This is a genomic window from Arcicella lustrica, from assembly GCF_034930985.1.
GTDB lineage: Bacteria > Bacteroidota > Bacteroidia > Cytophagales > Spirosomataceae > Arcicella > Arcicella lustrica.
This window is the reverse complement of the sequence record NZ_JAYGIM010000009.1, coordinates 15,065-41,247: the sequence shown is the minus strand read 5'-3', so window position 1 is coordinate 41,247 and position 26,183 is coordinate 15,065. Positions and strand designations below refer to the sequence as shown.

13 protein-coding genes are annotated in these 26,183 nt (G+C 34.5%); 6 read left to right on the top strand and 7 right to left on the bottom strand.

Annotation, left to right across the window (positions count from 1 at the left end):
* The first annotated feature begins 11 nt into the window (after positions 1–11).
* From VB798_RS12335 to VB798_RS12310, 6 genes are all read left to right on the top strand, one after another.
* On the top strand, positions 12–452 hold the full coding sequence (locus tag VB798_RS12335; protein WP_323258773.1) for a thioredoxin family protein: 441 nt from the start codon (positions 12–14) through the stop codon (positions 450–452).
* Positions 442–1,386, top strand: coding sequence for an FAD:protein FMN transferase (locus VB798_RS12330; protein WP_323258772.1), 945 nt, complete (start codon positions 442–444; stop codon positions 1,384–1,386). Before VB798_RS12335 ends, VB798_RS12330 begins: the two co-directional genes overlap by 11 nt.
* A gap of 60 nt (positions 1,387–1,446) precedes the next feature.
* On the top strand, positions 1,447–1,638 hold the full coding sequence (locus tag VB798_RS12325; protein ID WP_323259153.1) for a DUF4266 domain-containing protein: 192 nt from the start codon (positions 1,447–1,449) through the stop codon (positions 1,636–1,638).
* A 170-nt stretch (positions 1,639–1,808) separates the two neighbouring features.
* A complete protein-coding gene (locus tag VB798_RS12320; protein ID WP_323258771.1) occupies positions 1,809–3,026 on the top strand; it encodes a DUF3570 domain-containing protein in 1,218 nt (405 codons plus the stop codon).
* 169 nt (positions 3,027–3,195) lie between these two features.
* Complete coding sequence (locus tag VB798_RS12315) at positions 3,196–4,740, top strand: flavin monoamine oxidase family protein (protein ID WP_323258770.1); 1,545 nt, start codon at positions 3,196–3,198, stop codon at positions 4,738–4,740.
* A 139-nt stretch (positions 4,741–4,879) separates the two neighbouring features.
* A complete protein-coding gene (locus VB798_RS12310) occupies positions 4,880–5,596 on the top strand; it encodes an SDR family oxidoreductase (protein WP_323258769.1) in 717 nt (238 codons plus the stop codon).
* Positions 5,597–5,660: 64 nt separating this feature from the next.
* Here VB798_RS12310 and VB798_RS12305 read toward each other — a convergent pair whose 3' ends face one another.
* The 7 genes from VB798_RS12305 to VB798_RS12275 form a co-directional block, all read right to left on the bottom strand.
* Positions 5,661–17,465 carry a T9SS type A sorting domain-containing protein gene (locus VB798_RS12305; protein ID WP_323258768.1) on the bottom strand — a complete coding sequence of 3,935 codons (11,805 nt, stop codon included), beginning with the start codon at positions 17,463–17,465 and terminating at the stop codon, positions 5,661–5,663.
* A 176-nt stretch (positions 17,466–17,641) separates the two neighbouring features.
* On the bottom strand, positions 17,642–18,694 hold the full coding sequence (locus tag VB798_RS12300; RefSeq protein WP_323258767.1) for a hypothetical protein: 1,053 nt from the start codon (positions 18,692–18,694) through the stop codon (positions 17,642–17,644).
* 171 nt (positions 18,695–18,865) lie between these two features.
* Positions 18,866–19,225 (bottom strand): LytR/AlgR family response regulator transcription factor, encoded by a 360-nt coding sequence (locus VB798_RS12295; RefSeq protein WP_323258766.1) that lies wholly within the window; start codon positions 19,223–19,225, stop codon positions 18,866–18,868.
* A 369-nt stretch (positions 19,226–19,594) separates the two neighbouring features.
* Positions 19,595–20,362: a response regulator transcription factor gene (locus VB798_RS12290; protein WP_323258765.1), complete on the bottom strand. Its 768-nt coding sequence runs from the start codon at positions 20,360–20,362 to the stop codon at positions 19,595–19,597.
* Positions 20,363–20,656: 294 nt separating this feature from the next.
* Positions 20,657–22,987, bottom strand: a complete 2,331-nt coding sequence (locus VB798_RS12285; RefSeq protein WP_323258764.1) for a glycoside hydrolase family 65 protein — start codon at positions 22,985–22,987, stop codon at positions 20,657–20,659.
* A 284-nt stretch (positions 22,988–23,271) separates the two neighbouring features.
* Complete coding sequence (gene pgmB, locus VB798_RS12280; protein WP_323258763.1) at positions 23,272–23,919, bottom strand: beta-phosphoglucomutase; 648 nt, start codon at positions 23,917–23,919, stop codon at positions 23,272–23,274.
* 177 nt (positions 23,920–24,096) lie between these two features.
* Positions 24,097–26,001 carry an alpha-amylase family glycosyl hydrolase gene (locus tag VB798_RS12275; RefSeq protein WP_323258762.1) on the bottom strand — a complete coding sequence of 635 codons (1,905 nt, stop codon included), beginning with the start codon at positions 25,999–26,001 and terminating at the stop codon, positions 24,097–24,099.
* Between the last annotated feature and the right edge of the window lie 182 nt (positions 26,002–26,183).

Genomic DNA, 26,183 nt, shown 5'->3' with positions numbered 1-26,183 from the left:
ATCAAATTCTTATGAAATCTATCATCATATCACTTTGTTTTTTATTGTTTTTCTCAAATCCTGATTGGACATTAGATTTTGAAAAAGCTAAAACTGAAGCTAATCAATCCAAAAAATATATTCTTTTGAATTTTTCTGGTTCTGATTGGTGCATTCCTTGTATTAAATTGAAAAAAGACATTTTCGAGTCTGAAATTTTTCAAAAATACGCTAATGAAAATTTGGTTTTGGTAAGAGCGGATTTTCCAAGATTAAAGAAAAATCAATTAGATGCTAAACAGACTGCTCAAAATGAACAACTAGCTGAAAAATATAATAACCAAGGGAAATTTCCTTTGACGGTTCTAATTGATGCCAACGGCAAAAAAGTTAAAGAATGGGATGGTTATCCAAATACTTTAACCACAGAAAGTTTTATCAACGAAATCCAAACGTCAACTCATGCTCGTTAGTGATTCAAGCCATCTGATTCATAAGAAAAAACTGAAACTCATGGGCAATGCCTTTGAAATTAGTGTTGTTGATGAAAATGCAGATTGGGCAAATGAGCGAATAGCAGAAGTAATTGATGAAATCAGTAGGATTGAAAAGCTATTGACTACTTTTTCAGACGATAGCCAAACTAATCTGATTAATCAAAATGCTGGTATTCAAGCTGTAAAAGTTGATAAAGAAGTTTTTGAGTTAATTCAGCGTTCAATTAGAATTTCTGAGCTGACTCAAGGAGCATTTGATATTACTTATGGTTCTATCGACAAAAGTCTCTGGAACTTTGATTTATCGATGAAAGCACTTCCAGATGCAGAAACCGCTCGCCAATCTGTTCGATTAATCAACTATAAAAATGTCATCTTAAATCAACAGGATTCAAGTATTTTTTTGAAAGAAAAAGGAATGCGAATCGGTTTTGGAGGAATTGGAAAAGGTTATGCCGCAGAAAAAGCAAAAGCATTGATGATTGCCAAAGGTGTAAAAAGTGGAATTGTGAATGCTGCTGGTGATTTAACAACATGGGGAACCCAACCCAATGGAAAATCGTGGACAATTGGCATTGCCGACCCAGATGCCCAACAAAGTACTTTTTCGGCATTGAATATCAGTAATGTTGCAGTAGCGACTTCTGGCAATTATGAGAAGTTTGTTGTGATTGATGGAAAGAAATATTCGCATACAATCGACCCAAAAACTGGCTTGCCTGTTTCAGGCATTAAAAGTGTTACGATTTTAAGTCCGAATGCAGAAATAGCCGATGCAATGGCAACACCAGTAATGGTGATGGGCGTAAAAGTAGGTTTAAATCTTATTAATCAAATTCAAGGAATTGCTTGTATCATTGTTGACGACCATAATAAAATCTTTACTTCCAAAAATATTAACATCAAATAAAGAAGCTATTTAAACTTCACAATCATGAATAAAAGAAAATATCCATATATAGTGGCTTTTATGGTTCTAGTAGGACTTTCAAGCCAATCTTGTGTTTCTGTAAAGGAATACCAAAAAAGTAGAATCAATGATTCTGAGATGGAGTTAGCATCAAGAAAGTCTGAGAAATTTGAACAGAGTTTTTATATGTATCGTGAAGGTGCATCTGGTGCAAACGGTGGAAAAAGTGGTGGTGGTTGTGGATGTAATTGATTGTTAGATTTTAGATAAAAGATATAAGAAGCAAGATAAATACTGTAAAAGATATTGATTCAAAATCTTAGTGAGTCAACCTTTATTCAAACATCTCTACTTAAATCTTACTTCTTGTATCTTCAATCTTGCTTCTTTACATTAAAACTAACCACTTAATCCTTAATCAAATGAAGAAAATCATCTTATCAGTTGCTGTATTAATTTCAGCAATGATTAACAATACTTTTGCGCAAAACAAAACCACAGAGGAAACCTCCTCGTATGAAAAAAGAAAGCTAAAAATTGAAGAAGTAAATTTTGTATCAAGTTATTATGGTCAAGATGGCAACAATTCCGCAGTAACAGGTGGAATTGGTACAGAAAAATTAACCGATTTCGCCAATTCAATTGATTTAAAATTGACAAAGTACGATTGGAAAAATCGTTTACATACTTTCAATATTGATTTGAATGTGGACTTTTATACTTCTGCTTCTTCTGATAACATCGACCCTTTAACTGTTTCTTCAGCATCTAGAAAAGATACTCACTTTTATCCTACTATTAGTTGGAGTATGAAAAACGATGCAAACAGAACAACCAAAGGGCTAAGCTTCTCTTACTCAACTGAATATGATTATAAATCTTATGGATTCAATTTGAATTTTGCGAAAGCATCAAAAGACAACAATCGTGAATTCAGTATTAAAGGTGGTGCTTTCTTTGATACTTGGTCGGTAATTTTACCGCCAGAACTTCGACCAACCAATTATGGTTCAGGCGCACATGGCGACCGTGACCCAATTGAAACAAGACCGAGAAATTCTTATAATCTTGCTTTTTCTTTGTCACAAATTATTAATAAACGCTTACAAGTATTGGTAACAGCCGAACCAGCTTATCAAGAAGGTTTACTCAGTACTCCTTTTCATCGAATTTACTTTAAAGATGGTTCAGAAAGTGTAGAAAGATTACCGGGAACAAGGATGAAATTACCAATCGGAATGCGACTAAGTTATTTCTTGGGCGATAGAACCATCCTGAGAGCATTTTATAGATATTATTTGGATGATTGGGGCATGAAAGCTAATACAATGAATTTAGAAGCAACTGTAAAATTAAGCCCTTATGTTTCATTTAGCCCATTTTATCGATACAACACTCAAACAGCAGTGAAGTATTTTAATCCTTATGGACAAAACGATATTAACAGCGCTTATTATACCAGCGACTACGACATCTCTGGTTTCAACAGTACTTTTATTGGTTCAGGAGTAAGATTTATACCAGCAAAAGGAGTTTTCGGAATCAAAGAATGGAATAGTTTAGAATTACGATATGGACATTATACTCGAACTACAGGCATGACTTCAAATATTGTAACGATGTTAGTGAAGTTTAAGTAAGTATCTGTAAAATACCCATTAAAAAGCGTAGAAAGGCTGAAAAGTTTTCTCTACGCTTTTTGTTTTCTATTGAATTTCACAAAAAATCCAACAAATATGGCTTTACAATAAAATAGTTTTAATTTTAGCCCATTCTCGTTCATTGTTTCATTCATAAAACATAAACTTTATGGCTAAGACACATTTACTGAATCTCATCCAAAAGCTTAGTGCATTAGCCGATTTATCAAATAAAGCGGGAATGCCTCCTATAGATGAAATTGCTGAATGGTTTGAACATCAGTCAGAAAAAGGTAATCGCCGAGATTTCATTAAACAAAGTATGGGCGCTGGTTCAATCTTGCTGGCAAATAATGCTTTTTCCCCTCATGTAACCAATCCTCCCGCTCATCTGAAAATTGCTATTATTGGTGCTGGAATTGCAGGGCTAAATGCTGGTTATACACTTCATAAAAATAACTTCACGCACAATTTTTCTATTTATGAAGCTTCTGGAAGAATTGGTGGAAGAATTTACACCGATAAACTCAACGGAAATAACGCCACCACTGAGCTTGGTGCTGAATTTATTGATTGCAATCATGAAGATATGCTTTGCTTGGCAAATGAGTTGGGCATTGAAAAAATTGATACTCAGAAAGATACTTTAGTCTCTGATTTATTTGTTATTGATGGCAAGAAGTATCATATCAAAGATGCTATTAAATCTTTTCAGAACATCAGACAAAAAATAGCGACCGATGCCAAAGCTCAAGGTAAAAACTATTTTGATTTGGACTATACTTCACTCAAAGAATACCTTTCATCTTTAGAAACTGATGCTTGGTTTTTAAAGGGACTTTCTTTGGCTTATACAGGAGAATATGGGTTGGAAACAGAAGTACAATCTTCGCTCAACTTCATTGAATTAATTGGCGAGCAAGAACAAGGTACTTTTGATATTTTTGGAAAAAGCGACGAGCGTTTCAAACTAAAAGGAGGAAATCATCAAATCTGTGAAAAAATTGCGAAAAAATTCCCTAACAAAATACATTACAATCACGCTCTTCAACATATTCGCAACAAAAACAAAGGATTTTTATTGAAGTTTAGTAATCAATCAGAAGAAGTATTTGCTGATTTTGTGATTATGACCTTTCCATTCACTATTCTGAAAAATATAGAAGGAATTAATACTTTATCTGGAATGAGTAAAGAAAAACTAAACTGTATTCAAGGATTAGGTTATGGTACCAATGCGAAATGTTTTCTGGAATTCAAAGAAAGAGTTTGGCGTAAGCATGGCTACAATGGTGCTTTTTATGCAGATGATTTACAAAATGGTTGGGATAGTTTCTTGCTACAAAATCAAAACCAAGGAAAATCTATTTTTACGATTTTCTTGGGCGGAGAAAATGGTGCAGAAGTAACCAGTAAAAGTGGAGAATCGTATTTACCTAAAATTGAAGAAGCATTTTCAGGTGCAACAGCTAACTATTCGGGTTATACCAATCAGTTTAATTGGTCGAAATATCCCTTTTCAAAAGGTAGCTATCAATGTTTAAAAACTGGACAAAGAATTACGATGTTGAAGCATATTGACACACCATTAGGAAATTTACTATTTGCAGGAGAACACTGTAGTAAAGAGTTTGGTGGTTTTATGAATGGCGGTGCTGAAACAGGTAGAATCGCAGCAGAAAGAATCATTAAAAAAGTTCTTAATCGAAGATAATTAATAACGCTCTTTCAAAAATAATTTTGCTTATTCTGAAATATTCTATTTGATAAGGACAAGAAGATTTTTCGCTTCTATTAATTTTATGATGTAGAGGAAATTCCTTTTAACTAATTTTTATAAACAAATATAAAATATGTCACTTCAAAATAAAACCATTTTAGTCACTGGAGCAAGCAAAGGTATTGGTAGAGCTTTGGCTTTATTATTAGCAAATAAAGGCGTAAATCTTAGTCTTGTAGCCAGAAGCGAAGCCGAACTTGTTAGTTTAAAAAGTGAAATCGAAGCCAAAGGAGCTAAAGCTGAAATATTCGTAGGTTCTGTAGGCGATGACGTTTTCGTAAAAGCATGTATTTCTGCAACAATAGAAGTATTTGGTAAAATTGATGCTTTGATTAACAATGCTGGCTTCGGAATTTTCAAACAAGCTAGCGACATCAGTACTGAAGAATGGGATTCAATTTATGAAACCAATGTAAAAGGCACTTTCTTGTTTTGTCGTGAAGCCATTCCATTCATGAAATCTGCTGGCGAAGGACACATCATCAACATTGCATCAGATGTTGCCAAACGAGTTTTTGATGGTGGTTCATTGTACTGCTCTTCAAAATATGCCCAAGATGCTTTCTCGATGGCATTGCGCAAAGAAGTTCGCAAAGACGGCATCAAAGTATCGGTAGTATATTCTGGCTTGGTTGATACTTATTTCCATACTCGTGAAGAAGGCGACCCACATCAAGCTCAATATTTAACTTCACAAAACATGGCTGATACGATTACTTATATTCTTGAAGCACCCAAACATGTTGTAATTGATGAATTGATGATTCACCCAATGAGTCAGGATTATTAACAGAAGTCTATTAAAATTTAGGGTAACCCAGATTTGGATTACCCTAAATTAAACCAACAATAATTTATTCTAACAAAACCTTTCCAGTTTTTCGATATTCTTGATATTGAATCAAGTAAAAATAAGAACCTTTACTAAGGTTGATTAATGGAATCTTCGTTTTCTTGACAAAAGTACTTTCTAAAACTTGCTGACCAATCATATTATACAACTGGAAAGTAGCTTCACCATCTAAATCTGTTTCAACATTTAGTTCATCTGTAGCAGGATTTGGGAAAACCTTAAACTCAATCCTTGTATCAGGCTTTGACTGATTTGCATCCAACCTAGCAGCCTCGTACATAGAACCTGTGCTAGTCGTAGTCAAATCAGGACTTACTTTAATCGAATTACTTACCGAACTCACACAACCATTCACGGTACAAGTAGCTGTATAAGTCGTAGCAGTACTTGGGCTTACTGTGATAGAATTTCCAGTTGAACCATTACTCCAAGTAACTGTACCAGTACAGCCTGTGGCGTTAAAAATGGTTGTAGTAGTTTTGTTTTCTTTGATTTTTACAATCCAGTAATCCATTTGGCGATTGGAAGACTTTGATGAACCTCCGAATATATATCCACCATCTGAGGTTGGAGATATGTCATATATACCAGGATCAGTTCCAATTCCTCCAAAAGTTTTATCCCAAACTTTTTTCCCATTAGCATCAATTTTGATAAGCCAATGACCTTGAGTTTCCTCAGATTTATCCAAACTAATGCCCGAATAAGAAGAACCACCTAATAAAAATCCTCCATCTGGAGTAGTCATAATTTTTATAAGTTTGTCATTCATAATTCCTCCAAAAGTTTTATCCCAAGTTTTTGTGCCTTTGCTATCAAGTTTAACAATCCAAAAATCATCATATCCTACATCCCCTCTGTAATTTTCGGATTTATCACCACTGATACTTGAACGTGAACTACCACCGAGTAGAAAACCTCCATCTGCAGTTTGAACAACGTCTGGAGCCATATCATAGTTATCGCCTCCCAAGGTTTTATCCCACATTTTTGTTCCATTTGCATCTATTTTTACAATCCAATAATCGGAAGAATAAAGACCTTTACTATTTTCAGATTTATCTCCACCAATATTTGAGTGAGAATCTCCTACTAATAAATAACCACCATCTGAGGTTTTTATGATACTCGAAAGGGTTTCATGTCCAGCACCTCCGTAAAACTTAGTCCATTGTTTATTTCCATTTACATCAACTTTCACTACTAAGTAATCAAGGTATCCATTAGTACCTGTTGATAAAGAGGAACCTCCAATTAAGAATCCTCCATCTGAGGTACTTATTACTTTAACAAGGTAATCCTCTGCTATTCCGCCAAAAATTCTATCCCAGATTCTATTGCCAATGGCATCTATTTTGATAAGCCAGAAATCTATTGCCCCTGTATTGTTGATAGAAGTTGCACCAAGTAAAAAACCTCCATCAGAAGTGGGGATTATTGTTCTTAGACCAATTACACCATTTGAAGCTAAAAAAATGTCTTTGTAAGCTTTATCCCATATCTTATTGCCGTCAGCATTAATTTTTACAATCCAACCACCCACTATATCTTCAGACTTTTCACCACTGATGATATTTGATGAAGAATTACCTCCTAATAAATAACCACCATCTTGAGTAGGAACAACGCAGCTTAGATTATCATACCAGTTTCCTCCATAAGTTTTCTCCCATTGCTTAACCACGGAACTTACAGTTGTCGATTTAGATGTAATGGTAGGAGCATTCGGTTTAGCTAAAACATTAACAGTTGTTGCAAGTGAAGAATCACTTTTACAGCCATTGATTGCACAAATAGCTTTATAAGATTTTGTAGCCGTTGGTGAAACCGTGATTGAAGCACCCGTCAAGCCACCAGTCCAAGTCAAAGTCCCACCAGAACAAGCGGTTGCACTCAACACAGCACTTCCGCCAGCACAAACTGTAGCGTTACTTACTGTGATTTTTGGTTGTGTGGGTTTTGGATTTACAGTAACAGTTACCGCAGCACTTGAATCACTACTAATTCCATTTTGAGAACAAACTACTTTGTAAGTCTTTGTAGCTGTTGGTGAAACAGTGATACTATTGCCCGTTAAACCACCTGTCCAAGTTAAAGTTCCACCTGTACAAGCAGAAGCAGTTAAGGTGGCATTTGTTCCTGGACAAATAGTAGCATTACTTACTGTAATGGTTGGAGTAGTTGGTTTTGTTACTGTAACAGATACTGTAATGGAATTGCTTACAGTACTTACACAACCATTAACCGTACAAGTAGCAGTATAAGTAGTAGCAGTACTTGGGCTGACTGTAATAGAATTCCCAGTAGCACCATTACTCCAAGTGACTGTACCTGTACAGCCTGTGGCTGTGAGGGTTGGCTTTTGCGAGGATGAGATATTGTTGGGATTGCAAACTGAAGCTTTGACTATCCAACAAAGTTGATACTGAGTACCTACATCTGTTTTGTCCCCACTCAACCCTGACCAAGAAATACCGCCTAATAAAAATCCTTCATCATTTGTTACAATGATAGTTGATAGAAGATCTTGGTTATTTCCACCAAAAGCTTTATCCCAAACTTTAACACCATTGGCATCTATTTTAACTGTCCAATAATCAGAATTACCTTTAGATACTTCTGATTTTTCACCGCTAATTCCTGAAAAAGAGTAACCTGCTAAGATATATCCGCCATCATTTGTATTACCTATGGCTTTAAAATATTCTGTACTATTACCTCCGAAGGTTTTATCCCAAATTTTAAGACCATTAGCATTAACCTTTACTACCCAATAATCAGTATCTCCTTTTGAAGGCTCTGTTTTGTCACCGCTCAAACCTGAATAGGAATCTCCCGCTAATAAAAAGCCCCCATCACTTGTTGTACTTACATCTCCCAAATATTCAACACTATTTCCACCAAAAGTTTTATCCCAAACTTTAGAGCCATTAGCATTGATTTTTACTATCCAATAATCACTTGCTCCTTTAGAAGTTTCAGATTTATTGCCACTTATTCCTGAACTTGAGTAACCACCCAATAAATATCCTCCATCAGTGATAATTAGTATTTTAGAAAGATATTCTTCATTATCTCCACCAAAAGTTTTATCCCAAACTTTAGAGCCATTGGCATTAATTTTTACTATCCAATAATCATAAGTACCTTTTGATGCTTCTGTTTTATCGCCACTGAGTCCAGATAATGACTGTCCACCCAAAATAAAACCACCGTCAGCCGTAGCTACTATACTTTTGGGAGTATCTTGAGCATTTCCGCCAAAAGTTTTATCCCAAACCTTAGTACCATTGGCATTGACTTTAATTACCCAGTAGTCATTTGTGCCTCTGGAAGCTTCCGATTTATCAGCACTAATATCTGAATTTGAAATACCTAATAATACATAGCCTCCATCAGCAGTGGCTAACATACTTGCAAGATTTTCATCTTTTGTTCCCCCAAAAGTTTTTTCCCAAACTTTGTTACCTTTGGCATCAGTTTTTACAAGCCAATAATCGAGACTACTAGTAATATCAGAGTAGTTCTCTCCACCTATAATATATCCACCATCAGGTAAATTTAGCATTACTCTGATATTCTCAGAACCATTTCCTTTAAGCGTTTTATCCCATTGTTTGGTTACAGAATTTGTACAAGTAACATTTGAAGAGATTACAGGAGCATTAGGTTTTGGAGTAACAGTAATCGTCGTCGCTAAACTTGAATCACTTTTACAGCCATTAATTGTACAAAGTACTTTATAAGATTTGGTTGCTGTTGGTGAAACAGTAATTGAACTGCCAGTTAATCCACCAGTCCAAGTTAATATTCCTCCAGTACAAGCAGTTGAGGTTAATACTGAATTTCCTCCTACACAAATACTTGAATTGCTCGCAGTGATTTTAGGTTGAATCGGTTTAGCTACAACCGTAATAGTCGTAGATAAACTTGAATCACTTTTACAACCATTAATAGTACAAAGAGCTTTATAAGATTTCGTAGCTGTTGGTGAAACAGTAATTGAATTGCCAGTCAATCCACCAGTCCAAGCTAATGTTCCATTTGTACAAGCTGTTGAGGTTAATACGGAACTGCCACCAACACAAATACTTGAATTGCTTGCAGTAATTTTAGGTTGTGTAGGTTTAGATACAACAGTAATAGTCGTAGCCAAACTCGAATCACTTTTACAGCCATTAATTGTACAAAGTACCCTATAGCTTCTTGTTGAAGTTGGGGAAACAGTAATTGAACTGCCAGTTAATCCATCAGTCCAAGTCAATGTCCCTCCAACACAAGCTGTTGAAGTCAAAACGGAATTTCCCCCAACGCAAATACTTGAATTAATTGCAGTGATTTTCGGTTGAATCGGTTTTGAAGTTACTGTAACAGCTGTCGCCAAACTTGAATCACTTTTACAACTACCAATTGTACAAAGTACTTTATAAAATTTGGTTGCTGTTGGTGAAACGGTGATGGAACTGCCTATTAATCCACCAGTCCAAGTCAATATTCCACCAACACAAGCGGTTGAAGTCAACACGGAATTTCCTCCTACACAAATACTTGAATTACTCGCAGTGATTTTTGGCTGTGTTGGTTTAGGTACAACCGTAATCGTTGTAGCTAAACTGGAATCACTTTTACAGCCATTAATTGTACAAAGTACTTTATAAAATTTGGTTGCTGTTGGTGAAACGGTGATGGAACTGCCTGTTAATCCACCAGTCCAAGTCAATATTCCACCAACACAAGCGGTTGAAGTCAACACGGAATTTCCTCCTACACAAATACTTGAATTACTCGCAGTGATTTTTGGCTGTGTTGGTTTAGGTACAACCGTAATCGTTGTAGCTAAACTGGAATCACTTTTACAGCCATTAATTGTACAAAGTACTTTATAGGATTTCGTAGTTGTTGGTGAAACAGTTATTGAATTGCCTGTTAATCCGCTAGTCCAAGCCAATGTTCCATTTGTACAAGCTGTTGAGGTTAATACAGAATTTCCTCCTAAACAAACACTTGAATTGCTCGCTGTGATTTTGGGTTGTGTTGGTTTTGGAATAACAGTAATTATCGTCGCTAAACTCGAATCACTTTTACAGCCACCAATTGTACAAAGTACTTTATAAGATTTGGTTGCGGTTGGTGAAACAGTTATTGAATTGCCTGTTAAACCGCCAGTCCAAGTTAATGTTCCGTTTGTACAAGCTGTTGCTGTTAATACTGAACTGCCACCAACACAAATACTTGAATTACTTGCAGTAATTTTTGGTTGTGATGGTTTAGGTACAACAGTAATCGTCGTAGCCAAACTTGAATCACTTTTACAGCCATTAATTGTACAAAGTACTTTATAAGATTTCGTAGATGTCGGTGAAACAGTTATTGAATTGCCTGTTAATCCGCCAGTCCAAGTTAATGTCCCTCCAACACAAGCTGTTGAGGTTAATACTGAACTGCCACCAACACAAATACTTGAATTACTCGCAGTGATTTTAGGTTGTGTAGGTTTTGGAGTAACAGTAATTGTTGTTACCAAACTCGAATCACTTTTACAGCCACCAATTGTACAAAGTACTTTATAAGTCTTAGTAACTGTTGGGGAAATAGTAATTGAACTCCCAGTTAATCCATCAGTCCAAGTCAATGTCCCTCCAACACAAGCTGTTGAGGTTAATACTGAACTGCCACCAACACAAATACTTGAATTACTCGCAGTGATTTTAGGTTGTGTAGGTTTTGGAGTAACAGTAATTGTTGTTACCAAACTCGAATCACTTTTACAGCCACCAATTGTACAAAGTACTTTATGAGTCTTAGTAACTGTTGGGGAAATAGTAATTGAACTCCCAGTTAATCCATCAGTCCAAGTTAATGTTCCTCCAGTACAAGCCGTTGAGGTTAATACAGAATTTCCTCCTACACAAATACTTGAATTACTCGCTGTGATTTTAGGTTGAGTTGGTTTTGGTAAAACATTAATAGTAGTCGCTAAACTTGAATCACTTTTACAGCTACCAATTGTACAAAGTACTTTATAAGATTTCGTAGCTGTTGGTAAAACAGTTATTGAATTGCCAGTTAATCCGCCTGTCCAAGTCAATATTCCATTTGTACAAGCTGTTGAGGTTAAAATTGAACTGCCTCCAACACAAATACTTGAATTACTCGCAGTGATTTTTGGTTGTGTTGGTTTTGGCGTAACAGTAATTGTCGAAGCCAAACTCGAATCACTTTTACAGCCATTAACTGTACAAAGTACTTTATAAGTCTTAGTAACTGTTGGAGAAACAGTTATTGAATTGCCTGTTAAACCGCCAGTCCAAGTTAATGTTCCGTTTGTACAAGCTGTTGCTGTTAATACTGAACTGCCACCAACACAAATACTTGAATTACTTGCAGTAATTTTTGGTTGTGATGGTTTAGGTACAACAGTAATCGTCGTAGCCAAACTTGAATCACTTTTACAGCCATTAATTGTACAAAGTACTTTATAAGATTTCGTAGATGTCGGTGAAACAGTTATTGAATTGCCTGTTAATCCGCCAGTCCAAGTTAATGTCCCTCCAACACAAGCTGTTGAGGTTAATACTGAACTGCCACCAACACAAATACTTGAATTACTCGCAGTGATTTTTGGTTGTGTTGGTTTTGGAGTAACAGTAATTGTTGTTACCAAACTCGAATCACTTTTACAGCCACCAATTGTACAAAGTACTTTATAAGTCTTAGTAACTGTTGGGGAAATAGTAATTGAACTCCCAGTTAATCCATCAGTCCAAGTCAATGTCCCTCCAACACAAGCTGTTGAAGTCAACACGGAATTTTCCCCAACGCAAATACTTGAATTAATCGCAGTGATTTTCGGTTGAATCGGTTTTGAAGTTACTGTAACAGTTGTCGCCAAACTTGAATCACTTTTACAACTACCAATTGTACAAAGTACTTTATAAGATTTGGTTGCGGTTGGTGAAACAGTAATTGAATTGCCTGTTAATCCGCCTGTCCAAGTCAATGTTCCATTTGTACAAGCCGTTGAGGTTAAAATTGAACTGCCTCCAACACAAATACTTGAATTACTCGCAGTGATTTTTGGTTGTGTAGGTTTTGGAGTAACGGTAATTGTCGAAGCCAAACTCGAATCACTTTTACAGCCATTAACTGTACAAAGTACTTTATAAGTCTTAGTAACTGTTGGTGAAACAGTTATTGAACTGCCAGTTAATCCGCCTGTCCAAGTCAATACTCCATTTGTACAAGCTGTTGAGGTTAATACGGAACTGCCACCAACACAAATACTTGAATTACTTGCCGTGATTTTAGGTTGTGTAGGTTTAGGAACAACCGTAATAGTCGTAGCTAAACTTGAATCACTTTTGCAACCATTAATTGTACAAAGTACTTTATAAGATTTCGTAGCAGTCGGTGAAATTGTTATTGAATTACCTGTTAATCCACCAGTCCAAGTCAATACTCCATTTGTACAAGCCGTTGAGGTTAAAATTGAACTGCCTCCAACACAAATACTTGAATTACTCGCAGTGATTTTTGGCTGTGTTGGTTTAGGTACAACCGTAATCGTTGTAGCTAAACTGGAATCACTTTTACAGCCATTAATTGTACAAAGAGCCTTATAGCTTCTTGTTGAAGTTGGCGAAACTGTAATTGAATTGCCTGTTAATCCGCTAGTCCAAGTCAATGTCCCTCCAACACAAGCACTTGAGGTTAATACTGAACTGCCACCAACACAAATACTTGAATTGCTTGCAGTAATTATAGGTTGAATCGGTTTAGGTAAAATTGTAATCGTTGTCGCTAAACTAGAATCACTTTTACAACCATTAATTGTACAAAGTACTTTATAAGATTTTGTAGCGGTCGGTGAAATTGTTATTGAATTGCCTGTTAATCCACCAGTCCAAGTCAATACTCCATTTGTACAAGCTGTTGCTGTTAATACTGAACTGCCTCCAACACAAATACTTGAATTTCTCGCAGTGATTATAGGTTGAATCGGTTTAGGTACAACTGTAATAGTCGTAGCTAAACTAGAATCACTTTTGCAACCATTCACTGTACAAAGTGCTTTATAAGTCTTAGTAACTGTTGGGGAAACTGTGATGGATACTCCAGTTAGACCACCTGTCCAAGTTAAAGTTCCACCTGTACATGCGGTTGCTGTTAATATTGAACTGCTTCCAGCACAAACCGTGGCATTGCTCGCTGTGATTTTGGGTTGTGTTGGTTTTGAAATAACAGTAATCGACGTAGCCAAACTGGAATCACTTTTGCAACCATTCACTGTACAAAGTGCCTTATAAGTCTTAGTAACTGTTGGAGAAACAGTTATTGAATTGCCTGTTAAACCGCCAGTCCAACTTAAAACTCCACCTGTACAGGCACTTGAAGTCAATACTGAACTTCCACCAGCACAAATACTAACATTGCTTACTGTAATCTTTGGTTGAGTTGGTTTTGGTAAAACTGTGATTGTTGTTGCTAAACTTGAATCACTAATACAATTTTGAACACTACATATTGCTTTATACTTAGTTGTAATAGTAGGAGAAACATTTATATTTATGCCACTTGTACCATTCGACCATATCACTGTTCCTAAACAACCAGTAGCTCTCAGAATCGCAGTTTGTCCTGAACAAATTACTGCATTTGTAGAGCTAATAAGAGGAGCCAGTGGAGACGGAACATTATTTGTAACTGTAATAATATTACTTATATCACTCGAACATCCATTCAAAGTGCTAATTGCATAGTATTCGCCTACTTTACTAGCATTGATTTGCGTTGATATTAATCCATTTGACCAATGAATATTGCCCTCATCACTTGATGCTGATAGAATTACGTTTCCTCCTTTACAAAAGTCGATTGCACTACCATTTGAAATGGTTGGTCTATTAGGTTTTTGTTTAAACACAATAGATTTGGAGTCGCTGTAACGAACAGGGTTAGTACTTTTAATGCGAATTCTATATTTATCTCCAACAATATTAGGAATACTAGAAGCAATTGATGCATTAATTTTTGAATTTAAACGACCAATTTCTGTAGGATAGTCACCAAACAAACCATCAGAATTTGAAACTTGTACAATAAATTCATTATCACTTTCAAATGTCCCTTTTACAGTATATGGGATATTTACTGTTTGTTGATTGCAATACGAATTCGCTACAGAACCAATCGAAACAAGTTCATTTGAAGATTGGAATATTTTTGTTCCAACACTACTCCAATTTCCTTTATTATCTTTCGCTCTTAATTGTAGAAAATGTTCTCCATCTCTCAAATTCAAATTCTTTAAACTTACATCAAATGTAAAATTAGACAATGTCTGTCCCGATGTAAATGGAATTCCAATACCTTTTCCATTACCAGGGTCAATATCTACAAAATACTCTAATTGTGTTAAATTTGATAGTGCAACATTTGATATTACATTTTTCAGAAAAACCTTGGTTGCAGACACTCCCCAACTATTTTTACTATCTTTTGCCCGAATCGTTAAAAAATGTAATCCATCACTTAAAGAACTAGAAATCGGTAAAGTAATATTTAGGTTATCAATAGTATTTTGTTTTGCAACAGTAATTTGTGTTCCCTTGCCATAACCAGGATCTTTATCATAAAAATATTCTAATTGAGTAATGGTTGATAAAATGCTTTGGCTCAAACTTTGTTTCACAAATGGTCGTATAGCAACTGAAGTCCAGCTTCCTTTTGAATCTTTAGCTCTTACTGACAAAGTATGTATTCCATCTGAAAGTGTGCTTGGCAAAGAAACATTAAAATCTTTAGTAATTGCAGAGGCATTGGTTATACTTACATTAGTCCCTTTTCCTAAACCAGGATCTTTGTCAATGAAATATTCTATAGCAGTAATAGAAATAGCTGTATTTTCACATTCAGAAACATTTATTTTTATAGCATTACTTACGCTACTTGAACAACCATTATTCAAGCAGACAGCAGTATAAGTAGTAGAAATGGTAGGACTTACCGTAATACTCCTCCCAATATCTCCATTATTCCATTGCGTAACGCCATAGCAAAAGCCAGCACTTAAAATTGTACTTTTCCCCTTACAAATAGATACATCTTTAGCTGAGATTGTTAGGGCTGTAATCGAAGGAATTACTGATATTTTCACAGCGTTAACAGAGGTTCCAATACAGTTATTTTGTGTACAAATAACTGAATAAGTTGTGTTAACAGATGGACTTACCGTAATATCTTTAGTAATGGCACCTGTACTCCAAAGAATGCTTCCTGTACAACCACTACTGCTTAAGTTAACTGTACTTCCATTACAAATCGTTTGGTTATCAGCATTGATAACCGTTTGATTAGCAGTTGTATTTTTTACTTTAATAATAATAGATGTATTAGTACTGGTACAATTATTAGTTTTACAAAAAGCTGAATAAGTTGTTGTGTTATTAGGTTTAACAGTTAATGTATTTCCCTCGGAATCATCATTCCATTTCACAATACCATTGCATCCTGAAGCAGTTAAAGTTATAGTAGTTCCTTGACAAATGTCATTTGAAGAACTTGAAATTATTGGTGCTGATAATAATGTATTTACGGTTACTTTCAGAATATCACTCTTCTCACTTGTACATCCATTTTTAGTACAAGTAGCTCTATAATTAGTTGTTACTGATGGCGATACCAATTTATTTACAATATTATTTCCATCATACCAAGTCAAAATCCCATCACATCCATTTGCATCTAGCACTATTGAGTTTCCAGCGCAAATACCCACAGAATTTACAGGGAGACTTGGCTTTTCTGGAAATGCAGTAACAACAATATCAACAGCATTACTTGTAAACAAGCATGAGTTATTAACAATAGCAACTTGATATTGACCAGATTCAGTAACTTGATAAGTATTAGCAATAGCATCATAAATATTGTTCCCATTTTTTTGCCATTGATATCTATATCCACTTGGAACACTCAATTGTATTGATTGTCCTTGACAAACAGTTGTTGAAGATGGAACATTAATTTTTATACTAGTAGCATCATTACAGAGCGTAAATTTTCTAAGACCAACGGAACTCCAATTTCCTTTAGTATCTTTTACACGAATAAACATTTGGTGTTCCCCACTAAGAACACCCGATAAATTAGCTGTAAACGACAAGTTATTAATATTTGTTCCAGTGGTAAAAGCAACATCATACCCTTTGCCAAAACCGGGGTCTTTATCAATAAAATATTCTACTTTAGCAATATTAGATAAAGTCATTTCTAAAGGGCTATCTTCTTTAAAAATAGGTTTAATAGCAACTACACTCCATTTCCCGGATAAATCTCTAACCCTGAAATTTAAATAATGTACTCCCTTAGGTAAATCTTGAGCAAGAGGTATGGTGAAACTAAAGTTATTTATCTGACTACTTTTTTCTAAATTAACAGTAGTTCCTTTACCAAATCCAGGGTCATTGTCGATAAAGTACTCAGCATAACTAATGTAACTCAATGGAGTAGCAGAAGTTATATTATCTTTCATAAAAGTACTAATTGATGTAACACTCCAATTATTATTTACATCTTTGGCTCTTACTGCCAAAAGATGTAAACCATTTGGAATTTCCATGGATGAGAGCGGGATGGAATAAGTACCCGACACCACAATATTGGGGTTAATTACTAAAGCAGTTCCTTTGCCAAAACCCGGGTCTTGGTCAATGAAATACTCTACCCTATTTATATTTTGAGCTTGCGTTACTGAAAGGCAAAAGCAAATCAATAACATTAAACTTAAGAAAATACGAGTTTTCATAAGAGCAAATGTTTATCGGTGGGCAATATTATAAAGCAATTTTTGTGATAATGAAAGATGCGATGAGAAACAATTACTTAAAATATAGACATAGTGAATTCATGAGACGATTTTTATACCTTAAAAACCGTCTCATGAAAGTAAATCACCCAATTCTATCAAAATAATTACTTATCCTAATTGCTAGAACGAACGCTTATTGTAACAGTTAGTGGAGTAGTAGAATTTCCAGAACCTGTATTAATATACGTAGTTATCACTGGAGTATTAGGAACCCCAGATGGAATGTAAGGTGTCCCTCCAGCAAATGCTCCAATGGCTGTACTCCCCACACCAACTGTTTTAGCAGGAGAAGTAGCAGAAAGTTCTACATTTGAATCTACAAAGGGGCTTACTGCCCAAGGATTAGTCACTTTGAATACGGAAGCCGCTGTAGCACTATTAACATTTCCTGCACCTGTTGGCAAACCTGCAACACTTGTACATAAGTTATTAGAAACTGTTGTTCCAGTTACATCAGTATTTATCGCTTTGTAAGTAGAACTTGCATTTCTAGCATCTATAATATTGTTTGAAAACACACATCCTTTAGCATCATACAAAACGGGGGAAGAAGTAGCAAATACATTATTATTAATTACAGAGTTTTTAAATCCATAAACATAACCTCCTCCCTTAAAAATATTATTAGAAATATTACAGTTATAACCTACGTCCTCACCTGAACAATAAATAGTAGAAGCAATTAAATTTTGACTAATATTAACTTTTGTCGCTTTAGGGAAAGTACCATTTAATATAGTACTGGATTGATTCAAATAAACATAATAGATCTTACACCTTGTAATAGAAATGTTCATATCGTAAACATAAATATAAGAAGAAACCTCTACTCCCATAATAGAACTATTAGCACTTTCATTTTCAAAATATACATTACCAAGTTTGGGAGTTCTTTTATCAAAAAAGGTATTTGGAGTATTAGCTAAATCGTAACCTATGCCAATAATACTTATTTTTTTTGAAACTTTTAAGTCTCCATAATTATCATCATTACTTGGTTCTAGTTGAATTATATCCCCTGCCACCGCAGCATCATGAGCGTCTTGAGCCGTGGCGTAAACTGCAGGATCATTAAGCCCTGGAGTATTATTTACTCTACGAATAGTCTGTGAGAAAATGGTAAGATTAATAAATAATAAAGCGAAGATTAGTACAAGTTTTTTCATGACCTTAAAAGTTTTAGTTAAATACTAATTATGAAGCAATAGTAAAAATTATAACAATATGATTTACAATACATTAAAAAAACAACTCTTAAAACTTATTATACGGTAAATAATTTTCAAATATGGTATTTAGCATTACTTTGTTCAATAAAAAAAGTTAAGTAAGCTATCTTATTTTTGTGTAGCCATTCTTTTCTTTCGTTGTACATAGTACATTTTAAACTGATTCCTGCATCTTCTGGATATTGAGGCTTTCATTGTATTGCTTAGAATGACATAACTATTGACAAAACTATAATCTGTTAAATACTCGCTATTAATGATGTATGAGCGATGAATTCGGAGGAAGCTCTCTTTTTTGCAAAGGGTCTCGTAACTTTTTATAGTTTTAGCAGAAAGGTATTGTTTCCCATTATTCATATAAATGATAGTGTAGTTAATTGTAGCTTGTAACATCACAATATCTGAAACTTCAATTTTATCAACTCCTACATTCACGATTTCTTTTTCTGAGTCTTTTTGATTTTTCATGGTTTACTCTTCAATTTATTAATTCAAAACGATAAGATTGGTAGGCTGTTTAAGAGCTAATAAGGCTCTAAATCTATCTGTTCTGTTTGTTTGATAAAGGTAATTTTATAATAACACTTAAAAAATACCCAGAACTAGGTATTTTAACGAGAAACTACTTCATTTTCGGCCTAAATAATTTAATATAAAAACACTAAAAATGTTAAAACCAATGTTCACTCAACCATCAGAAAGCCAAGAACTCATAGCACTAAACGTATGCTATCGTTATTGGCATTTGTTGGATGACTAAGTTGTTTTATTCAACAAATATAGAATCACTGTTTTTGGTATAAAATACCGCATGCGTGGTATTTTATACCAAAAAACCTACAAAAAGTAAGCGTAAATAGATAATTGCGATGCTTTCTTACACTCAAGTTTGGTCATAATGTTTTTTCTATGTGTTCTTATCGTTTCATACGAAAGACAAAGATGGGTTGCGATAAGCTTATCAGTCATTCCGTGAATAATCAAGCCCAAAATTTCTCTTTCTCTTTTTGTTAATTTTAAATAGTTTTCGGTGTGCTTTTGTGTGAGTTTTCTACTTCTAAGCAATTTATTAAGCATAAAAAGATATTCACTTAAATCTTCACTATCAATAGTAAGCTCTATGCGTGTTTTATGAGGAATTACGTCATGTAAAATTTTAATTTCAGGTGGTACTGGTAAAGATTTAGGTGTATTATTAGGCTTAAACATCCATTCAACAGCTTCTTCTTTATTCACAAAAAAATGTGGTCTAAAGCCCGTTTGGGAATTCTCAAAAACATCAACTACTGAAAGATGGGAAGCAGTATCGGTACTGATAACAAAACCAAGTTTAGGAGGAACATAAAGTTGATTTAGCTTTTGCCAATCTGGCATATTCAGAAAACTATCAACCCATTTTTGTAAATCTGGAGGTATTGTAAAAGTAAGATTGGTATTATCCCATAATGCTTTATTAATGCCACCAACATTATCGAAATGCACCCGATAATCTTTAATAATACCTATAAAATCATCAGCATTATTGCAATTGACAAATGAATTGAATGAAATTCCTTCTTTTTCAAGGTAATCAATTTGAAATTTGGGCGTATCGTAAATAATCATTATTTTCCTCTTTAAAAATGATTAATCATGTTTTTAATAATATCCCTTCTATACTCAGTTGGTTACATTTTGTACTGCTAGAATTTAAAAATAAATAATACCAAAGATGAATTCTAAGCGCCATAAAATTACTTTAATGGCTATTTGAAAGAATAATTACTCCTTAATTTCTGCATAAAAATTTATTTTACGGTACGCTAGAAAAATTAGTATTACTATTTCTAGTTATTGCCAATAAAACAAAAAAGCCCTCAAAAGAAAATCTCTTGAGGGCTTTCAAATTATTACTTGTGTTTAAGCTACTGTTTCAACAGCTTTTTGTTCAATACTTACTGTTGATTTTGCTTTTAATTCAACGGCATCGTTATGTACAAAAATTGTGGTATCATCACCCGATATATTTTCAATCAATACTTCATGAGCAGAAGTTTTGATGTTCAATAAATTACCTTTGAAACGAATTTTAAACGAGAATGAAGTCCAGTTTTCAGGAACAAATGGCGCTAAATATACTTGTCCATTACGAACTCTCATTCCTCCAAAGCCTTTTACAATCGACATCCAAGTTCCTGCCATTGAAGTAATATGACAACCATCTTCCGTATCATTATTATAATCATCCAAATCTAAACGAGCAGAACGTTGATAGAATTCGTAAGAACGAGCTTTATCGCCTAACTTCGCCGCAATGATTGAATGCACACATGGACTTAATGAAGATTCATGCACCGTCATTGGTTCATAGAAATCATAATTGCGTTTGATAGTTTCAGCATCGAAATCATCTTCAAAGAAATAGATTCCTTGTAAAACGTCTGCTTGTTTGATAAAGCAAGAACGTAAAATTCTATCCCAAGACCATTTTTGATTAATTGGTCTTTCTTGAGCAGGCAGATTACTTACTTTGATTAATTCTTTATCTAAGAAACCGTCTTGCTGTAAGAAAATACCCAATTCTTTATCCTCGCCCAAGTACATATTACGAATGATATGATTTAATCTATCAAATTCATCCGTTTCGTTAAGGTTAGTCAGACTAGCTAATTCATTATAACGTTCAGGATTAGAAGCTTTGATTTTTTCGCTTACTTCAATCAAATATTTCATACACCAAACCGCAAAATAACTTGTGTACCAGTTATTATTTACGTTGTTTTCGTATTCGTTTGGTCCTGTAACACCTAGCATTACATATTGTTTTTTTGCTTCCGACCAGTTTACTCTTTGCGACCAGAAACGAGCAATACCTAGAAGTACTTCAAAACCGTATTCAGCTAGATATGCTTCATCACCAGTATAATTTACGTAATCATAAATAGCATAAGCAATGGCACCATTACGGTGAATTTCTTCAAAAGTAATTTCCCATTCGTTATGGCATTCTTCACCATTCATCGTCACCATCGGATACAATGCTGCACCATCTTTGAAACCCAATTTCTGAGCATTCTCAATGGCTTTTCCTAATTGTTTCCAACGATATACCAATAAGTTACGAGCAACTTGTTGGTCGGCAGTAGCTAAATAAAAAGGGATACAATACGCTTCGGTATCCCAATATGTTGAGCCACCATATTTTTCTCCAGTAAAACCTTTTGGTCCAATGTTCAAACGAGCATCTTCACCAGTATAAGTTTGGTTCATCTGAAAAATATTGAAACGAATTCCTTGTTGAGCAGCTACATCACCTTCAATGACAATATCATTTGTTTCCCATTTAGCAGCCCATTTTTCAGCTTGTTCAGCCAACATTTTATCAAAACCTTTGGCTTCTATACTAGCCAAATAAGCTTTTGCTTTAGGAAGTAATTCTGCTATTGGATGATTTTCTGAAGAAAGATTACAAGCATATTTAACTAAAACGGTAGCTTCATTCGCTTTTACAGACAAAGTAACTTGGCTTGCAACGTATTTTTCTGCTTTTTGAGGAAGGCTTTTAAAATCAACAGCTTTACCATTTTGGAAGATTTGGAATTTCTGACCAGTTACTACATGAAAACCAGTTTTCTTGGTAACCATTTCTACATAACCTTCGGCAAAAGCCGTTTCTTTATGTACTTCATCCCAGAATTTTTCATCGTAATTAGCATCCTTATTTTTAATGTCGCCATCAATAAAAGGAGTCAAAACAATTTTTCCATCAAAATTGAGCGGAGTAATTGAATAAGAAATCGCTCCAGCTTCATCATCAACAATTGAATTGAAACGGATGGTATTGATTTGTACTTGTCTGCCAGAAGCCAAAGTAGCAATGAAAGAACGTTGCAAATAACCTTCTTTCATGTTCAGCACACGTTTGAAATCGGATACCTCTGCTGTATGTAAATCAAGAGTTTCTTCTTCTATTTCTACTTTAATGCCAATCCAGTTGGCAGCATTCAACACTTTTGCAAAGTATTCAGGATAGCCGTTTTTCCACCAACCTACACGGGTTTTGTCGGGGTAATATACGCCTGCTACATAATTTCCTTGAAGTGTTTTTCCAGTGAAAGTTTCTTCAAAATTACCTCTTTGTCCCATTCTGCCGTTGCCCAATGAACAAACAGATTCAGTAATTTCGTTGAACTCACGGTTGAATCCCTCTTCGATGATACACCACTCATCGTGTTTAAGATAATTTTTCATATTACGTCGTACGCACTTAGTTTGTTTATAAAAGAAAGATTTCCTTCTTTTCAAGATTACTTCTCAAAATCAGCTGATTATCAACAGCTTAATATTTAATTAGTAAAAATGGTTAATGGTAAATTAAAGAACTATTCTTGACTTTTCCGTAAAAACAACATTATTATTTAGAAAAGTAATTAGAATAGTACAATTATAATCACAATAATTTTTATTTAGTCTTGCAATTTAGGGGGAGAAAATCAAAAATAATTTACTATGCTAAACTGTCTTTTCTTGAAAAACTAAAAGTTTAACCTTTCTAAAGTCATTTCCTCAAAAGTAGCAATAACAAAATCTGCTTCTGTTAAAACATCCGCAGAACCTACTCCTATCGCTTTCATTCCACCTGCTTTCGCAGCTTGAACGCCTGCTACTGCATCTTCAAAAACAACACATTCGCTTGGTAAAGCATTGGTTGCTTCTGCTCCCATTAAAAATACTTGTGGGTCAGGTTTTCCTTTTGTGATGTTATTTCCATCAATAATAGCATCAAAATAATCCAACATATTGATTCTTTCTAAAATCAATTTAGAGTTTTTACTTGCCGAACCTAAAGCGATTTTAATGCCAGCTTCACGAAGGTCAGTTAAGAATTTAGCTACTCCTGGCAATACTTCATTAGGTGTCATCAACTTCACTAAATCCAAATACCAATCATTTTTGCGAGTTGCCCATTCCACTTTTTCCGCTTCTGTTAAGCTAACATTTCCCCAGTTGAGAATCAATTCTAAGGACTCCATTCTTGAAATACCTTTTAATTGTTCATTTTGGTGTTCGGTAAAATCAAAACCTAATTCGTTTGCCAAGCGTCTCCAAGCTTGAAAATGATATACTGCTGTATCAACAATTACGCCATCTAAATCGAAAAGGCAAGCTTTAATCTTTGTCATGTGGATTTTTTTAGTTAGTGAATTGTGAGTTAGTGATTGAGTGAATTATCGGACTTCGAATATGTTATTTCTTTCATGAAAATATCTTTTAAGAAATAAACCAAATAAAAATTTTAACATACCTTAATCACAACTCACTCAATCACTAATTCACAATTATATTTGTAAGGATATATTTTATTTTTGTAATTCAAGTATTGTAATTGACATTGCTGGGATTTTCAGACTTTCCAAATCACCTACTGATGAATCTGTCATAATATTTTTTGCCGAAGTAAAACCTGACATTCTTTCCGAAAATCTTTGTGTATCAAGGCTTTTATCATCTTTACTTTGACTCATAATTACCATTACTGTTTGACTATCTGTATATCTAAAGTACACATAAATTCCGTCTTGTGGTAAAAATTGTGTTAATTTCCCTGTTGTGATGGCTTCGCTGGTTTTTCTATAATTGGCTAGTTTTTTTACAAAATCAAAAGCTTCGTTTTCTTTTTCAGTTCTACCAGAAGCTAAAAATTTGTTTACTTTATCGTCTGCCCAACCACCTTCAAAATCTTTGCGTACTTCTGCATCAGATGGGTTTTTGAAGTTTTTCGTCAAGTTTTCCGTACCATAATATAAATGAGGCACGCCACGAGTAGTTAATAAAAAGCCAACGCCTAATTTATATTTATTGAAATCTTCGCCAATGACCGAGTAAAATCTATCCATGTCATGATTATCCAGAAAAGTCATGTTCAAATTCGCATCTTCATACAAAGCATCCATTGCCAAAGTTGAATACAAACGATTAAAACCTTTTCCCCAATCAAAACCTTGGTTCAGTGCATCGTTGATTGCGTTGAAAAGCACAAAATCATTCGCAGAAGGTAAAGTGCTTTTAAACGGAACATTCAAATTATTTTTAGCAAAGTAAGCTTGTGAGTAGGCACTTTGTACAGAGTTTTCACCTGTGATAAACATTTTTGGATATTCTTCTGCCAAGGCAGCATTGCAACGATTCATAAAATTCAAATCATTGTATTGATACGTATCAATTCTCCAGCCATCAATACCAAAATTTTCAACTGTCCAAAGTGCGTGTTGAATTAAAAAATTAGCAACAAATTCATTTTTATGATTCAAATCAGGCAAGAAAGGCACAAACCAACCATTTTGTTGTACTTTAAAATCGGCGGCAGAACCATGTAAAATATCAACAACTGGTTCATCACGATAAGAAGTATTGGTATAAGTATCCCATTGATTCAACCAATTTTTCATCGGTAAATCTTTCAAAATCCAGTGATTAATTCCAACGTGATTGTAAACTGCATCTTGAATAATCTTCAAACCTTTGGCATGAGCCGCTTCGATTAGTTTTCTATAAGCCTCATTTCCGCCCAAACGTTTATCAACATTATAGTGGTCTGTAAAACCATAACCGTGATAAGCCGAACGCATTGCTCCTCCTTCATTGGTTTGTGGTTGGTTATTTTCAACCACAGGATTCAACCAAATAGTTGTTGCCCCTAGTTCTTTTACATAATCCAAATGATTTTGTATGCCTAATAAATCTCCGCCGTGACGTAAAAAAGGATTTTTTCGGTCAGATTCTGGGTCTGCCATGTCGGCAAATTTATCGTTACTCGGGTCTCCGTTAGCAAAACGGTCTGGCAGAATCAAGTAAATAAAATCTTTTGAATTGATTTCTTGGGGCTTTTGGTCACGTACTTTTAGTTGAAATGGATACGTAATTTTCACCATTTGATCAACGACCGATTTCTTTCCTTTCTGAACTTTAATGTTTTTTGACAATTCAATTAACATTTGTCCAGCTTGTGTATTAGGCGCAATATTTAAATCAAGAAATAAGTAATTAGGATTTTCAACTTCATTAACTTTTTCTAGCGAAACTCCTTGATAACTGATTTTTACATCACTGCCAGCAATATTCTTTCCATAAACTAACAGTTGTAATTTAGGATTTTTCATACCAACCCACCAATTACTTGGATTAATACGCTGAACACTTGGCGTTTGTGCAAACAGGCTTGTCAGCAAGCAAGTGAAAATAATGGAGAAAATTGTTTTTTTCATGTGTTTTGAAATGGTTAATGGATATACAATCAATCCGAAGAAATACAGACAAAATTTGATTTTTTTATTCAGAATTCTTAGTTTAAAAGAGTATCGTTGATGCAATTTTTCAAATAATTTCAAGAATTTCCTAATAATAAAATCATAAATTGTAAGCAATTTTATGCAAAGATAAAATAAAG

Excerpts from the sequence above, each read along its gene's own strand:
- VB798_RS12335 (WP_323258773.1), top strand. The coding sequence starts at position 12 with ATGAAATCTATCATCATATCACTTTGTTTTTTATTGTTTTTCTCAAAT.
- VB798_RS12330 (WP_323258772.1), top strand. The coding sequence starts at position 442 with ATGCTCGTTAGTGATTCAAGCCATCTGATTCATAAGAAAAAACTGAAA.
- VB798_RS12325 (WP_323259153.1), top strand. The coding sequence starts at position 1,447 with ATGGTTCTAGTAGGACTTTCAAGCCAATCTTGTGTTTCTGTAAAGGAA.
- VB798_RS12320 (WP_323258771.1), top strand. The coding sequence starts at position 1,809 with ATGAAGAAAATCATCTTATCAGTTGCTGTATTAATTTCAGCAATGATT.
- VB798_RS12315 (WP_323258770.1), top strand. The coding sequence starts at position 3,196 with ATGGCTAAGACACATTTACTGAATCTCATCCAAAAGCTTAGTGCATTA.
- VB798_RS12310 (WP_323258769.1), top strand. The coding sequence starts at position 4,880 with ATGTCACTTCAAAATAAAACCATTTTAGTCACTGGAGCAAGCAAAGGT.
- VB798_RS12305 (WP_323258768.1), bottom strand. The coding sequence starts at position 17,465 with ATGAAAACTCGTATTTTCTTAAGTTTAATGTTATTGATTTGCTTTTGC.
- VB798_RS12300 (WP_323258767.1), bottom strand. The coding sequence starts at position 18,694 with ATGAAAAAACTTGTACTAATCTTCGCTTTATTATTTATTAATCTTACC.
- VB798_RS12295 (WP_323258766.1), bottom strand. The coding sequence starts at position 19,225 with ATGAAAAATCAAAAAGACTCAGAAAAAGAAATCGTGAATGTAGGAGTT.
- VB798_RS12290 (WP_323258765.1), bottom strand. The coding sequence starts at position 20,362 with ATGATTATTTACGATACGCCCAAATTTCAAATTGATTACCTTGAAAAA.
- VB798_RS12285 (WP_323258764.1), bottom strand. The coding sequence starts at position 22,987 with ATGAAAAATTATCTTAAACACGATGAGTGGTGTATCATCGAAGAGGGA.
- pgmB (WP_323258763.1), bottom strand. The coding sequence starts at position 23,919 with ATGACAAAGATTAAAGCTTGCCTTTTCGATTTAGATGGCGTAATTGTT.
- VB798_RS12275 (WP_323258762.1), bottom strand. The coding sequence starts at position 26,001 with ATGAAAAAAACAATTTTCTCCATTATTTTCACTTGCTTGCTGACAAGC.